Origin of the sequence: Aerolutibacter ruishenii (genome assembly GCF_007830115.1) — a bacterium.
Classification (GTDB): Bacteria; Pseudomonadota; Gammaproteobacteria; order Xanthomonadales; family Xanthomonadaceae; genus Aerolutibacter; species Aerolutibacter ruishenii.
Genome location: NZ_VLKP01000004.1, coordinates 71917 through 85691 on the forward strand (window position 1 = coordinate 71917; position 13775 = coordinate 85691).

A 13775-nucleotide genomic window follows, 5' to 3' on the forward strand; every position below is an offset into this window, starting at 1 on the left:
GCCATGTTGGACCAGGTCCTGCAACATCTTGAAGTGCTGGTGTCGCACGACACCCGCAACCCGCCGCGCCTGATCGGCACCGGGGGGATGTTTGACTACATCCGTGCGCAGTTGCCGGATTTCCGCATCGAGGTCACCGACCACGGTGCGGGGGCGGTGTCGCTGCTGGCCGTGCGCGGTAATCCAAGGCGCGTGTTCAACGTTCACCTGGATACCGTGCCGGATTCGTCGGCGTGGACGGCCAGTCCGCATGTGCTGCGCGTGGCCGGCGGCCGCGCCATCGGCCTGGGTGCCTGCGATATCAAGGGCGCTGCCGCTGGCCTGCTTGCCGCGGCGGCGGCGACCAGGGGTGATGCGGCGTTCCTGTTCACCACCGACGAGGAGGCCAACGACCCGCGCTGCATCGCCGCGTTCCTCGCGCGCGAGCACGGGTTCACGGACGCCATCGTCGCCGAGCCGACGCAATGCGAGGCGGTACTGGCGCACCGCGGCATCAGTTCGGTGCTGATGCGCTTCCGCGGCGCGGCGGGACACGCGTCCGGCGCCAATGCCATGCAGTCCAGTGCGCTTCACCAGGCCATGCGGTGGGGCAATCGCGCGCTGGACCTGGTGGACTCGCAGGTCCAGGAGCGTTTTGGTGGGTTGACTGGACTGCGCTTCAACATAGGCAAGGTGGAAGGCGGCATCAAGGCGAACATGATCGCGCCCAGTGCCGAGGTCCGCTTTGGTTTCCGGCCACTGCCGTCGATGTCCATCGACGGACTGCATGAAAAGTTCGGCACGCTGGTCGAGGCTGGCGCGGTCGAGCGTTATGAGGAAACGTTCCGGGGCCCATCCCTGCCGGCAGGCGACACCGCCAGCGCGGAAGAGCGTCGCCTTGCCGCGCGCGATCTGGCCGATGCACTGGGGTTGCCCATCGGCAATGCAGTCGACTTCTGGACCGAGGCGTCGCTGTTCTCCGCTGCTGGCCTGAACGCGATTGTCTACGGTCCGGGCGATATCGCCCAGGCGCACACCGGCGACGAGTGGGTTTCGCTGGACCAGCTCCGTCGCTATACCGAATCCGTTACCCGCATCCTGGCCGGCTACACCAACGCATGAACGACGCACACGACATCCAGACCCGCCAGACCATTGTGCGCCTGCTCTCCAGCATGGCCGGTGCGAAGGAGATATCACAGTACCTGAAGCGCTTTTCCCAGCTCGACGCCAAGAAGTTCGCGGTGGTCAAAGTGGGGGGCGCGGTGCTGCGCGACGACATCGACGCACTGACGTCCTCGCTGGCGTTCCTGCAGGACGTGGGCCTGACGCCCATCGTCATCCATGGAGCCGGCCCGCAACTGGACCAGGAGCTGTCCGCGGCGGGCATCGAGAAGCAGACCGTCAATGGCCTGCGCGTGACGTCGCCGGAGGCGCTGGCCATCGTGCGTCGCGTGTTCCATGCGCAGAACCTTCGCCTGGTCGAGGCGCTGCAGGCGTTCGACGCGCGAGCCACTTCCATCGTCTCGGGCGTGTTCGAGGCCGAGTACCTGGATCGCGACACCTATGGCCTGGTAGGCGAGGTCAAGCGCGTGCACCTGGCGCCGATCGAGGCCGCGCTCAATGCGGGATCGATCCCGGTGATCGCCAGTCTGGGCGAGACTGCCGGTGGGCAGATCCTCAACGTCAATGCCGACTTTGCCGCCAATGAACTGGTGCAGATACTGCAGCCCTACAAGATCGTGTTCCTGACCGGAACCGGCGGCCTGCTGGACGACAACGGCAAAGTGATCGATTCAATCAACCTGTCCACTGAGTACCAGCACCTGATGGCGCAGCCGTGGATCAACGGTGGCATGCGGGTGAAGATCGAGCAGATCAAGGACCTGCTGGACAAGCTTCCGCTGACCACGTCGGTGTCCATCACGCGGCCGGATGAGCTGGCCAAGGAGCTGTTCACCCACAAGGGCTCGGGCACGCTGGTGCGGCGTGGCGAACGCGTGCTCAGCGTGGACAGCTGGGCGCAGCTGGACCTGGCGCGGTTGCGCGAGCTGATCGAATCGGCGTTCGGCCGCAAGCTGATGCTGGACTACTTCGAGCGCACTGTGTTGCATCGTGCCTACGTGAGCGAGAACTACCGCACCGCGGTGATCCTGACCAATGAGGGCGGCCACACCTACCTCGACAAGTTCGCCGTGCTCGACGAGGCGCAGGGCGAAGGGCTCGGTCGCGCGGTGTGGCAGGTCATGCGCGAGGAGAACCCGAGCCTGTTCTGGCGTTCGCGCCAAGGCAACCAGGTCAATGCGTTCTACCACGGCGAGTCCGACGGCAGCATCAAGCAGGGGCCCTGGCGCGTGTTCTGGTACGGCATGGAGGCCTTCGACGACATCCGCTGGTGCGTGGAGCATTGCGCCAACCGGCCGGCGACGTTGAAGGGGTAGGGGATGGCCGAACCAACCGACCTGCACGCCTGGACCACGCCGACACTGCGCGGCGAACACGTGACGCTGGAGCCGCTTCAGCGGGGCCATGCCGAAGGTCTGCGCCTGGCGTTGGGTGATGGCGAGCTGTCGCGCTGCTGGTACGCCAGCGTGCCGATGCCTGCGGACGTCGAGCGCTTCATCGACGCGGCCATCGCCATGTACGAGCGCGGCCAGGCGCTGCCCTTCGCGGTGCGCGATGCGTCCGGTGTCGTCGTCGGGACCACCCGGTACTACGGAATGGATACCTCGGTGCCCAACCTGAGCATCGGTTACACCTGGTACGCCAGGCACGCCCAACGCACTGGCGTGAACACGGAGGCCAAGTTGTTGATGCTGGGACACGCCTTCGAGGCGCGCGGTTGCATTGCGGTCCGCTTCGAGACGAGCTGGTTCAACCACGCCTCGCGGGCGGCCATCACCCGACTGGGCGCCAAGCAGGACGGCGTGCTGCGCAACGACAAACGACATGGTGACGGCAGTCCGCGCGACACCGTCGTCTTCTCCATCATCGAATCGGAATGGCCGGCAGTGAAACAGCACCTGCAGGCCAAGCTGCAAGGGCATCGCAATGGCTGAAGCACAAACCCCCATCAGGCTTGGCATCGTGGGTGCCCGCGGCTACGTCGGCGCGGAGCTGATCACGCTGGTGGCGCGACACCCGCGTTTCGAACTGGCGTTCGTGTCGTCGCGCGAGCTGGCGGGGCAGCCGGTGGCCGAGCACAACGCGGCCTATCACGGCGATCTGCGGTATTGCGCGCCGACGAACGCAGAGCTGCCCGGGTTGGGCGCCGATGCGGTCGTGCTCGCCCTGCCCAACGGCAAGGCGGCCGACTGTGTGGCCGCGTTCGATGCGGCCGGCGTGGATCCTGTGATCATAGACCTGTCGGCGGACTACCGGTTTGACGAAGGCTGGTACTACGGGCTTCCCGAGCTCACCCGTGGGAACTACCGCGGCCAGCGTCGTATCAGCAACCCGGGCTGTTATGCCACGGCGATGCAGTTGGCCATCGCGCCGATGCGCGACGGTCTCGTGGGCTCGGTGCAGTGCTTTGGCGTGTCCGGCTATTCCGGTGCGGGCACCACGCCTTCGGACAAGAACGATCCCGGGAAGCTGCGTGACAACCTGATGCCCTATGCGCTGGTCAACCACGTGCACGAGCGCGAAGTGACCCGCCAGCTGGGCCATCCGGTGGAGTTCATGCCGCACGTGGCGCCGCATTTCCGCGGCATCACCCTGACCGCCAACCTGCATCTGTCGCAGCCGTTTGCCCGCGACGACGTATTGGCGCGCTACCACGAACGGTACGCCGGCGAACCGCTGGTGCGCGTGCACGACGAGGCACCGTGGGTCAGCCGTATCGCCGGTGCGCACCACGTGGACATCGGCGGCTTCGCACTTTCCGATGACGGCCAACGGCTGGTGGTGGTCGCCACCGAGGACAACCTGCTCAAGGGGGCGGCGACGCAGGCCCTGCAGAACCTGAACCTGGCCTTCGGGCTGGATGAGCTGACCGGTATTTCCACCGGCAACGATTGATTCGAAGGAAGATCCGTCCATGACCCAGTTGCTCTGGCAGAAACCCGGCGTGAAGGTGGATGAACGCATCCAGCGCTTCCTTGCGGGCGAGGACGTGATCCTCGACCGGGAGTTCTTCCTGTTCGACATCCAGGCCAGCCGTGCGCACGCCGAAGGGCTACAGCAGATCGGTATCCTGACCGCCGACGAGCTGGATGGGATCCGCCGCGAGTTGGCCGCGCTGGCCGACGACTTCAGCGCCGGGCGGTTTGTGCTGGATGAGCAGTTCGAGGACGGTCATTCCGCGATCGAGGCCCGCCTGATCGAGCGTCTGGGGGATACCGGTCGCCGCATCCACACCGGCCGTAGCCGCAACGACCAGGTCCTGGTTGCAACCCGCCTCTGGTTGAAGGACCGCCTTGCCCGCGTGGCCGCGTTGTGCCGCGAAAGCGCCGAGGTCGCGTTGGCGCGCGCCACGGCGGAGGCATCGCTGCCAATCCCGGGCTACACCCACCTGCAGCGCGCGATGGTGTCGTCGGCGGGCATGTGGTGGGCTGCCTGGGCCGAAGGTTTCATCGACGATGCGGTGCGAGCGCGCGACACGCTGGCGTGGGTGGACGCCAATCCGCTGGGCAGCGCGGCCGGCTACGGCGTCAACCTGCCGCTGGCACGCGACCACACCACGCATGCGCTTGGCTTCGGCCGCATGCAGGTGGCCGCCACCTATGCGCAACTGTCACGCGGCAAGTTCGAGATGGCCGCCATCGATGCGCTGGGCGCGGCGTTGCTGGACGTGCGCCGCCTGGCGTGGGACCTGAGCCTGTTCACCAGCGCGGAGTTCGGTTTCGTGGCGCTGCCGGCGGAATACACGACCGGCAGCTCGATCATGCCCAACAAGCGCAACCCGGACGTGGTTGAACTGATGCGTGCCAGCTATTCGGCCGTGGCTGCTGCCCGCACCGAGATCGAGCAACTGCTGTCGTTGCCTTCGGGCTACCACCGCGATCTGCAGTTCTCGAAGGGTGCCATCTTCCACGCCTTCGGTCGCGGACTCGGCGCGCTGGAGCTGCTGCCCGACCTGCTGCGCAACCTGGAGTGGAAGCCCGAGCGCATGCGCGCCGCGCTGGACCCTTCGATGTACGCCACCGACCTGGCCGTGGACCTGGCGCGGCAGGGCATGCCGTTCCGCGACGCCTACAAGCAGGCCGCCGACCCGGCGCGCTGGGCGGAAGGCGATCCCGAGGCGAGCCTGGCCGCCCGCGTTTCGCCCGGTGCCGCCGGCGACCTGCGGCTTGATGTGTTGCAGCAACGACTGGACGCCTTGCGATGAACCGCGCGGCAGGGGACTTCACCGCCCAACCCCTGCCGTCGTGGCGTCGTGCCGTGTTGAAGGTGGGCAGCAGCCTGCTGGCCGGGTTTCCGGACCAGGGGGCAGGTGGTGGGTTGGATGACCGTCACGCCAAGGCGTTGGCGGACTTCATTTCAGGCGCCCGCGCACAGGGCCGCGAGGTGGTGCTGGTCTCCTCCGGAGCCGTCGCCGCCGGGCGTGGCCGTATCAGCACCGGTGGCGACGGACTGGTGCTGCGCCAGGCGCTTGCGGCGTTGGGCCAGGCATCGCTGATCGCCTTCTGGCAGGCGCTGTCGCCCGTGCCGGTGGCCCAGGTGCTGCTGACGCACGACGACCTGCGCAATCGCCGCCGCTACCTCAACGCGCGCGAGTCGCTGCAGGAACTGCTGCGGCTGGGCGCGCTGCCGGTCATCAACGAGAACGACACCGTTGCCGTCGACGAGCTCAAACTGGGTGACAACGACAACCTCGCCGCCGCGGTGGCGTCCCTGGTGGAGGCCGACCTGCTGCTGATCGCCACGGATATCGGCGGCCTGTACAGCGCGCATCCGCAGCGCGACCCGGAGGCTCGCCCCATCACGTTCGTGGACAGCGTGACACCGGCACTGCTGGAGGCGGCAGGCGGTGGCGCGGGGCGCCTTGGCACCGGAGGCATGCGCACCAAGCTGGAGGCGGCAACCAAGGCCGCCACGGCGGGTATCGCCACCGCACTGTTCTGCGGGCGTGACGCCGCCGTCGTGCGCGCGCTGTCGCAGGGCAGGCTGCATGGCACCCTGATCGCCGGTCACGGCGACCGTCTGCGTGCACGCAAGCAATGGCTGCGGCATGCGCCGGCCTCCGGTGTGCTGAGCGTGGACGAAGGTGCGCAAACGGCACTGCATCGACGCGGTGCGTCATTGCTGCCCGGCGGCGTGGTCGCCGTGGAGGGCGAATTCCGCCGCGGCGATGTCGTCGAGGTGCGCGCCGCCGCGACCGGGCAAGCGCTTGCGCGCGGGCAGGCCCAGTACAACGCGACCGAGGTACGGCGCATCGCCCGCCACCACAGCAGCGAGATCGAAGCGCTGCTTGGTTTTCGCTATGGCGAATCGGTGATCCACCGCGATGATCTTGTCGTGCTGCATGCGGGGAGCAAGCCATGAGTGGATATGTGAGGGCATTGGCCGGGCAGGCCCGCGCGGCGGCCCTGGTCCTGGCGGGCACCGATGCGGCGACGCGCAGGCGCCTGATCGAAGGGATGGCGGCACGGTTGGAGCATGATCGCGACGCCATTCTCGCGGCCAACGCCGAGGATATTGCCCGCGGCCGTGGGGCCGGGCTTGGCAGCGCCCTGCTGGATCGCCTCATGCTGGATGCCGCACGCCTCAAGGGCATCGCCGATGCGCTGCGTGACGTGGCCGCACAACCCGATCCGCTGGGGCAGGTGACACGGCGCGAGGTGCGTCCCAACGGCGTGGTGGTGGAACGCCAGCGCGTGCCACTGGGGTTGATCGCGATGATCTACGAGGCGCGCCCCAACGTGACCGCGGATGCAGCGGCACTGTGCCTGAAGGCCGGCAACGCCGTCCTGTTGCGCGGCGGCTCCGAAGCCCGTGCAAGCAACGCCGCCATTGCCGCAAGCCTGCATGCCGCGCTGCGTGCGGAGGGTCTGCCGGAAGCCGCGGTGTCGCTGGTAGCCGACCCGGCGCGCGAACACGTGCTGGAACTGCTGCAGCTCACCGACCTGGTCGACCTGGCCATTCCCCGCGGCGGTGAAAGCCTGATCCGTTTCGTTGCCGAGCACGCCCGGGTGCCGGTGATCAAGCATTACAAGGGCGTCTGCCACCTGTACGTGGATCGTGCCGCCGACATGGACAAGGCGCTGGGCCTGCTGCTGGATGGCAAGGTGTCCAGGCCGGGCGTCTGCAACGCGCTGGAGACGCTGCTGGTTCACCGCGACATCGCGCAGGCCTTCCTCCCGTCGGCCCTGGCCGCGTTGAAGGCCCGTGGCGTCGAGGTGCGAGGGTGCGAGCGGACGCAGGCCCTGGGGCCGGGCGTCCTGCCGGCCGCGGACGCCGACTACGCAGCCGAATTCCTCGACCTGGTCATCGCCGTTCGCGTGGTCGATCGGTTGGAGGATGCGCTGGCCCACATCGCGTGTTACGGCTCCGACCACACCGAGGTCATCGTCACCGACGATCCACACGCGGCGGAGGCCTTCGTGCGCGGCACCCGCAGTTCAGCGGTGATGGTGAATGCATCGTCGCGCTTCAACGACGGCGGCCAGTTGGGCCTCGGGGCCGAGATCGGCATCTCCACCACGCGCCTGCATGCGTATGGCCCGATGGGCGCGGAGTCGCTCACCATCGAGCGCTTCGTGGTGCGGGGGGAAGGGCAGGTGCGCCATCCCGAATCGAGCCTGCCGCCAGCGGGCGGCTGAACGGCCCGGCGAAAGCCGCGGAAAACAAAAAAGCCGGCTCGGCCGGCTTTTTTCCTGGGACTGCATGAATTGGTCGGGGAGACAGGATTCGAACCTGCGACCTCTACGTCCCGAACGTAGCGCTCTACCAGACTGAGCTACACCCCGACTGAGCCGTGCATTCTAAAGACTTGCCGGCCTCCCGGCAATAGGGTGCGCCAAAATTTTCATGAGTCCCGGGCCGGCCACGCACTCTCCGGGAGGCACGTTGCCTGCGCAGGCCCGTTAAACTGTAAGGCCGCCTTTCCGCCACTGCCGGTGACCTGCTTGATCAAGCCGCGTACCCCTGCCGGGGTCATGGAGCTTCTGCCCCCTGACCAGATCGCCTTCCAGCGCATGCTGGACACGATCCGCCGCAATTTCGAGCGCTTCGGTTTCCTGCCGGTGGAGACGCCGGTAATGGAGTTGTCGGAGGTGCTGCTCACCAAGTCCGGCGGTGAAACCGAGCGGCAGGTGTATTTCGTGCAGTCCACCGGCGCGATCGAGAACGGCATCAACGCGGTATCCGACGCGCTGGACGCCACCGACGGTGGCACTACCATCGACGCCGAGCGCGTACGGGCCGCCACCCGCGAGCTCGCCCGCCCCGAAATGGCGTTGCGCTTCGACCTGACCGTGCCGCTGGCCCGCTACGTCGCCGAGCACGAGCACGACCTCGCGTTCCCGTTCCGTCGTTACCAGATGCAGCGCGTGTACCGCGGCGAGCGCGCCCAGCGCGGTCGCTTCCGCGAGTTCTACCAGTGCGACATCGACGTCATCGGCAAGGATGCGCTGAGCGTGCGCTTCGACGCTGAGTTGCCGGCGGTGATCCACGCGGTGTTCTCCGAGTTGGACATCGGTGCGTTCACCATCCAGCTCAACAACCGCAAGCTGATGCGCGGCTTCTTCGAGGCGCAGGGCGTGGCGGACCCGGCATTGCAGGCACTGGTGCTGCGCGAGGTCGACAAGCTCGACAAGCGCGGCGAGGACTACGTCCGCCAGACACTGACCGGCGAAGGCTTCGACCTGCCAGCCGAAGGCGTGGATCGCATCATGCAGTTCGTGAAGGTGCGTTCCACTTCGCATGCCGATGCGCTGGCGCAACTGGATGCATTGGGCGAGGGCAGCGAATCCCTGCGCGAAGGCGTTGCCGAACTGCGCGAGGTGCTGGAGCTGGTGCGCGCGATGGGCGTGCCGGAGGCCAACTACGCGCTCAACTTCTCCATCGCGCGTGGCCTGGACTACTACACCGGCACCGTGTACGAGACGACGCTCAACGACTACCCGCAGATCGGTTCGATCTGCTCGGGTGGCCGCTACGAGGACCTGGCCAGCCATTACACCAAATCCAAGCTGCCGGGCGTGGGCATCTCCATCGGCCTGAGCCGCCTGTTCTGGCAACTGCGCGAGGCCGGCATCATCGACAGCGCCGGCAGCACCGTGCAGGTGCTGGTCACGCAGATGGACGCCGCGCACCTGCCGCACTGCCTGGCCATCGCCAGCGAACTGCGCCATGGCGGACTCAACACCGAAGTGGTGATGGAGCCGTCCAAGCTGGGCAAGCAGTTCAAGTACGCCGACCGTGCCGGTATCCGCTTCGTGGTCGTGCTGGGCGAGGATGAGATTTCCAAGGGGACGGTGACGGTCAAGGACCTGCGCCGTGAGGATCAATTCGAAGTGGCCCGTGGCGAGCTGGCGCGTACCCTGCGCGTGGAGCTGGCCCAGGCCGAGGCTTTGCAGAACACATGACCGCCACCGTACGTCTTGACGGGCGCTCGCTGACGCGTGCCCAGCTGGTTTCCGTTGCCCATGGCGCCAAGGTCGTGCTTGATCCCGCGCAGTTGCCAGCCGTGGCCCGCGCCGCGGATTTCCTGGCCGAGCAGGTGCGCCGCGAAGAGCCCATTTACGGCGTTTCCACCGGCTTTGGCAGCAATGCCGACCGCCTGCTGGGTGCGCACCACCTGCGTGACCAGCTGCCGGGCGCGCAGCGCTCGCAGGAAACCCTGCACGAGGAACTGCAGCGCAACCTGATCGTGACCCATGCGGTGTGCGTGGGCGAACCGTTCGCGGCGGACGTGGTGCGCGCCATGTTGTGCATCCGCATCAACACCCTGATGCGCGGCCACTCCGGCATCCGGGTGCGGACGCTGGAGGCACTGGCGGCGATGCTCAATGCCGGCATCGTCCCGGTAGTCCCGCAACTGGGTTCGGTGGGTGCCAGCGGCGACCTTGCGCCGCTGTCGCACCTGGCCATCGTGTTGCTGGGCGGTGGCGAGGCGTTCTATGCAGGCGAGCGCATGCCCGGCGCAGAGGCGCTCAAATGCGCGGGCCTGGCTCCGGTTACGTTGTCCTACAAGGAAGGCCTGGCGCTCAACAACGGCACCGCGCAGATGCTGGCCACCGGCGTGCTGGCGCTGGACCGACTGGAAAAACTGGCCGACACCGCCGACCTGGCCGCGGCCATGACCATCGATGCCTTCGCGGGTCGCCTTGTCGCGTTTGCCGAGGAAGTGCACGCCCTGCGCCCGCATCCGGGCCAGGTGCAGGTGGCGGCCAACCTGCGTCGCCTGCTGGAAGGCTCCACGCTGTCGGACATCCCGTACCACCTTGTGCCGAAGTTCCGCCCATGGCAGCCGGGCAGCTGGGATACGCCGGCGTCGCAGGCGCTGCGCTTCGACATCGGCTGGGACTGGGTGCCATTCACGCAGCGCCATGGCCGCGAGAAGTTCTACACCCGCTTCCGTCCGTTCCGCGGCGGCAAGAAGCACCAGCCGCAGGACGCATATTCGCTGCGCTGCATCCCGCAGGTGCACGGTGCGGTACGCGACGCGATCGCCCAGGCCGCGCGCGTGCTGGACATCGAGCTCAATGCGTTGACCGACAATCCGATCGTGTTCCCGGATGCGGACAAACCGCACGTGGAGGAGCAGGTGATCTCCGCCGGCCACTTCCATGGCATGCCGCTGGCCCTGGCGATGAGTTACGTGAAGGCCGCGATCCCGGTGCTGGCCAGCATCTCCGAGCGTCGCCTCAACAAGCTGGTCGACCCGGCCACCAACGATGGCCTGCCGGGCTTCCTGATCGGCAACGAGGACTCCACCGAATCCGGCCACATGATCGTGCAGTACACCGCCGCTGCGATCGTCAACGACCTGGCCAGCCGCGCGCATCCTGCATCGGTGTATTCGATCCCGACCAGCGCCAACGCCGAGGATCATGTTTCGATGGGCGCCAACGAGGCGCGTCACGTGCTGGCCATGGCCGACGACCTGGGCAAGGTGCTGGCGTTGGAGCTGTACACCGCGGCCCAGGCGCTTGACCTGCGCCGCGACATGATCAACGCCGCGCGAGGCCTGGCCGACCGTGCCGACGCGGAGCAGCTGGCGACCAAGGTGGGCGGTGCACTGCTCGACGCCGCCGAGCGCGCGGAGTTCCTTGCCGAAGTGGAGGGCCTGCGCCAGGAACTGTCGTCGGCGCCCGAGTTCCGCCCGGGGCGTGCGGTCGCGGCAGCCCACGCGGTGATCCGCACGCACATTCCGTTCCTTGAGCGCGATCGCGCGCTCGACGGCGAGATCGGCACCATCGTCCGGCTGGAGCGCGAGGGTCGCGTGCTGGCGGCCGTGCAGGGGGCGTGACGCAAGGCCATCCGGTGGCGCGCATGCGTCACTGGATGGGCGACCGGCCAGGCCTGGCGTCAGCGACAGCGCAGTTTGGCCTGCGTGGCGGTCATGCCGCGCGCGCCGACGACGTCCTGATGCAGTTGCGACCATCGGCCTTGGCACGGTACAGCGCGTCATCGGCCTGCTGGAGGGCCGATTCGATGGTGCAGCGCATGCGCACGTCCACGACGTGCATGCCGATGCTGGCACTGAGTGGGAGTGATCGGCCGCCGGTCCTGCAGGGGGTTGCGGCAAGTGCGATACGGATGGCCTCGGCCGTGGCCAGTCCTTCTTCCAGGCCCTGGCCCGGCAGCGCCGCCACGAACTCCTCGCCTCCGAAGCGGGCCAGCAGCGCGTTGTGTGGACGCAGCACCTGGCCGATGGCGTGGGCCGCCCAGCGCAGGCATTCGTCGCCGACCAGATGCCCGTGCTCGTCGTTGATCTGCTTGAAGTGGTCCAGGTCGATCATCAGCAGGGTTACCGCGTGCCCGTGTTGCCGGGCCTGGTCGACCAGCGGGGTGAAACGCTCGTGGAAATGCATCCGCGTGTGCAGGCCCGTGAGTCCGTCGCGCTGGCTGGATTCGCGCAGGCGGGCATGGGCGTCGCCGAGTTGGGCAAGTGCATTGCTCAGTTCGGACGTGCGCTGCTCCACCTTGTGCTCAAGTTGCTCCTTCGCTTCGCGCACCACGCGTTCGTTTTCGTTGCGCAGCGCGGAATAGCGGTAGCCAAGCGCCACCGACAGCAGCAGCATCTCCATCGCAGAGCCGATCTGCACCCCGTAATCGGTCACGAACATCTTGGGCAGCTGCGCGAATGCCACCGCCGCGAACATGCCCGTGCCCAGCAGGAACATGCCCCAGGCCGCCAGGAACAGGCGCGCGGGCAGGTAACCGCTGCGCGTGACCACGACGGCCTCCACCGCGATCCACACGATGCTGGCGAATACCGCCAGCGATGCCAAGGGCGTGGAAACGCGGTAAGGCAGGAAGATCGATGCGATACCCCAGGCGACGAAGAACAGGATCATCGCCAGGCCCACGCGATCGCCCAGGGGCCAGCGGGCCTTCAGGCCCAGGAATGAGCGGGCGAACTGCTGCATGCCGATCTGCGCCAGGCAGATGGACAGCGGTACCGACCTGTCCTGCAACCATGGCGAGGTAGGCCACAGGTACTCGTATCCCAGGCCGTTGAGGGCGAGCAGCACCAGTCCGAAGGCGGTGATGTGCAGCAGGTACCAGCCATAGCTGGAGTCGCGCAGCATTTGCCACAGCACCAGGTTGTAGAAGAACAGCGCGGTCAGGATGCCGTAATACAGGCCCATGGCGAATTGCGCATCGCGTGACATCTCGGTGAAGGCCGTGGGCGTGTAGAGCACCAGCGGCACCTGCATGGAGCTCTGGCTCTCCACCCGCACGAAGACGTCAACCGGCTCGCCAACCGGCAATCGCAACATGAAGTTGGGGTGGCGGTAGCGGATGCTGCGCGCGTTGAACGGCAACGCATCGCCACCGATGTGATGTGCCACGCGGCCGTCGGCGTAGGCGGCGAACACGTCGAGCTTGTCGCTGAGCGCGTATTGCTGGACCAGCAGCCAGCGCGGCTCGGTCACGGCATGGTTGGCCAGGCGGACGTGGAACCAGAATGCGCCTTCCTTGAAGCCAAACGATGGATTCTGCGAGGGCAGGGGCTGGAAGCGCCCCGCGTTGAAGGCGGCGCGTGCTGCATCCAGGTCCGCTGCCGCGCCTGCGTCATGGAAGTAATGGGTCCAAGGCGCCAGGTGGACGATTGGCTGCTCCGATCGCAGGTCGACGGTGGATTCCGCGCGTGCACGACCGCCGGCCAATAGCGCGGTCAGGGAAATCAAGACGAAGCCAATGCGGCATAGCCATCCCATGCGTGCCCAATCCCCCTGTGCGCCCCGAGGCGCGCGCTCAAGCCTCGCGGGGGCAGTCTATCCCACCGTTCCGGCCCGTGTGGGGGGGACATATTGACTGGGGCTTTTTCTTGGGATAACGTAACAGCACGTTAATACATTATCACCTTGATGAAACGCCGACCCCACGAAGCCAACGACGTTGCTGTCTCCGCCTCCGGTTTGGCGGCCGTGCTCGCGCGCCTGGATACCCCGGGCGCCGTCGCGGCGTTTCTCGAGGACCTGTGCACCCCGGCCGAACTGGAGGCCATGGTTGACCGCTGGCGCGTGGTGCCTCTGGTGGCGCAGGGCGTGCCGTACCGGGAGATCCACGAGCGGACCCAGGTCAGTGTGACCACGGTCGGCCGCGTGGCCCGAACCTTGGAGCGTGGAGCGGGCGGGTACGCCGCCGCCCTGCAGGCCGTCGCCCAGGACGAATGATTT

At 67.2% G+C, this 13775-nt stretch carries 11 protein-coding genes and 1 tRNA gene; 10 read left to right on the forward strand and 2 right to left on the reverse strand.

The genetic code is table 11. From position 1 onward, the window contains the following. The first annotated feature begins 3 nt into the window (after window positions 1–3). From IP93_RS06005 to IP93_RS06035, 7 genes are read left to right on the forward strand one after another with little or no spacing between them, the layout of a single operon-like run. Window positions 4–1101, forward strand: a complete 1098-nt coding sequence (locus tag IP93_RS06005) for an acetylornithine deacetylase (RefSeq protein WP_144813251.1) — start codon at window positions 4–6, stop codon at window positions 1099–1101. Continuing rightward, window positions 1098–2420, forward strand: coding sequence for an acetylglutamate kinase (locus IP93_RS06010; protein WP_144813253.1), 1323 nt, complete (start codon window positions 1098–1100; stop codon window positions 2418–2420). Before IP93_RS06005 ends, IP93_RS06010 begins: the two co-directional genes overlap by 4 nt. A 3-nt stretch (window positions 2421–2423) precedes the next feature. Then, on the forward strand, window positions 2424–3038 hold the full coding sequence (locus IP93_RS06015; RefSeq protein WP_144813256.1) for a GNAT family N-acetyltransferase: 615 nt from the start codon (window positions 2424–2426) through the stop codon (window positions 3036–3038). Further along, entirely contained in the window at window positions 3031–3999 is a 969-nt protein-coding gene (gene argC / locus IP93_RS06020; RefSeq protein ID WP_144813257.1) for an N-acetyl-gamma-glutamyl-phosphate reductase, read from the forward strand. The genes IP93_RS06015 and argC overlap by 8 nt, the downstream gene beginning before the upstream one ends. A gap of 19 nt (window positions 4000–4018) precedes the next feature. Continuing rightward, window positions 4019–5308, forward strand: coding sequence for an argininosuccinate lyase (argH, locus tag IP93_RS06025; protein ID WP_144813260.1), 1290 nt, complete (start codon window positions 4019–4021; stop codon window positions 5306–5308). Continuing rightward, window positions 5305–6465, forward strand: coding sequence for a glutamate 5-kinase (gene proB, locus IP93_RS06030; protein ID WP_144813262.1), 1161 nt, complete (start codon window positions 5305–5307; stop codon window positions 6463–6465). The genes argH and proB overlap by 4 nt, the downstream gene beginning before the upstream one ends. Further along, window positions 6462–7742: a glutamate-5-semialdehyde dehydrogenase gene (locus tag IP93_RS06035; RefSeq protein ID WP_144813264.1), complete on the forward strand. Its 1281-nt coding sequence runs from the start codon at window positions 6462–6464 to the stop codon at window positions 7740–7742. The genes proB and IP93_RS06035 overlap by 4 nt, the downstream gene beginning before the upstream one ends. Before the next feature lie 70 nt (window positions 7743–7812). Here the strand turns inward: IP93_RS06035 and IP93_RS06040 are convergent. After that, a tRNA-Pro gene (locus IP93_RS06040) sits at window positions 7813–7889 on the reverse strand. Window positions 7890–8048: 159 nt separating this feature from the next. Here IP93_RS06040 and hisS point away from each other — a divergent pair. Together hisS and IP93_RS06050 are read left to right on the forward strand one after the other, a co-directional pair. After that, window positions 8049–9509 carry a histidine--tRNA ligase gene (hisS, locus tag IP93_RS06045; RefSeq protein ID WP_144813267.1) on the forward strand — a complete coding sequence of 487 codons (1461 nt, stop codon included), beginning with the start codon at window positions 8049–8051 and terminating at the stop codon, window positions 9507–9509. Then, window positions 9506–11395, forward strand: a complete 1890-nt coding sequence (locus IP93_RS06050) for an HAL/PAL/TAL family ammonia-lyase (RefSeq protein ID WP_144813268.1) — start codon at window positions 9506–9508, stop codon at window positions 11393–11395. Before hisS ends, IP93_RS06050 begins: the two co-directional genes overlap by 4 nt. Window positions 11396–11486: 91 nt before the next feature. Here IP93_RS06050 and IP93_RS06055 read toward each other — a convergent pair whose 3' ends face one another. Continuing rightward, window positions 11487–13283, reverse strand: a complete 1797-nt coding sequence (locus IP93_RS06055) for a sensor domain-containing diguanylate cyclase (protein WP_158636283.1) — start codon at window positions 13281–13283, stop codon at window positions 11487–11489. A gap of 180 nt (window positions 13284–13463) precedes the next feature. Between IP93_RS06055 and IP93_RS06060 the strand changes: the two genes are divergently transcribed. Next, window positions 13464–13772, forward strand: a complete 309-nt coding sequence (locus IP93_RS06060; protein WP_144813273.1) for a YerC/YecD family TrpR-related protein — start codon at window positions 13464–13466, stop codon at window positions 13770–13772. Window positions 13773–13775: the final 3 nt, after the last annotated feature.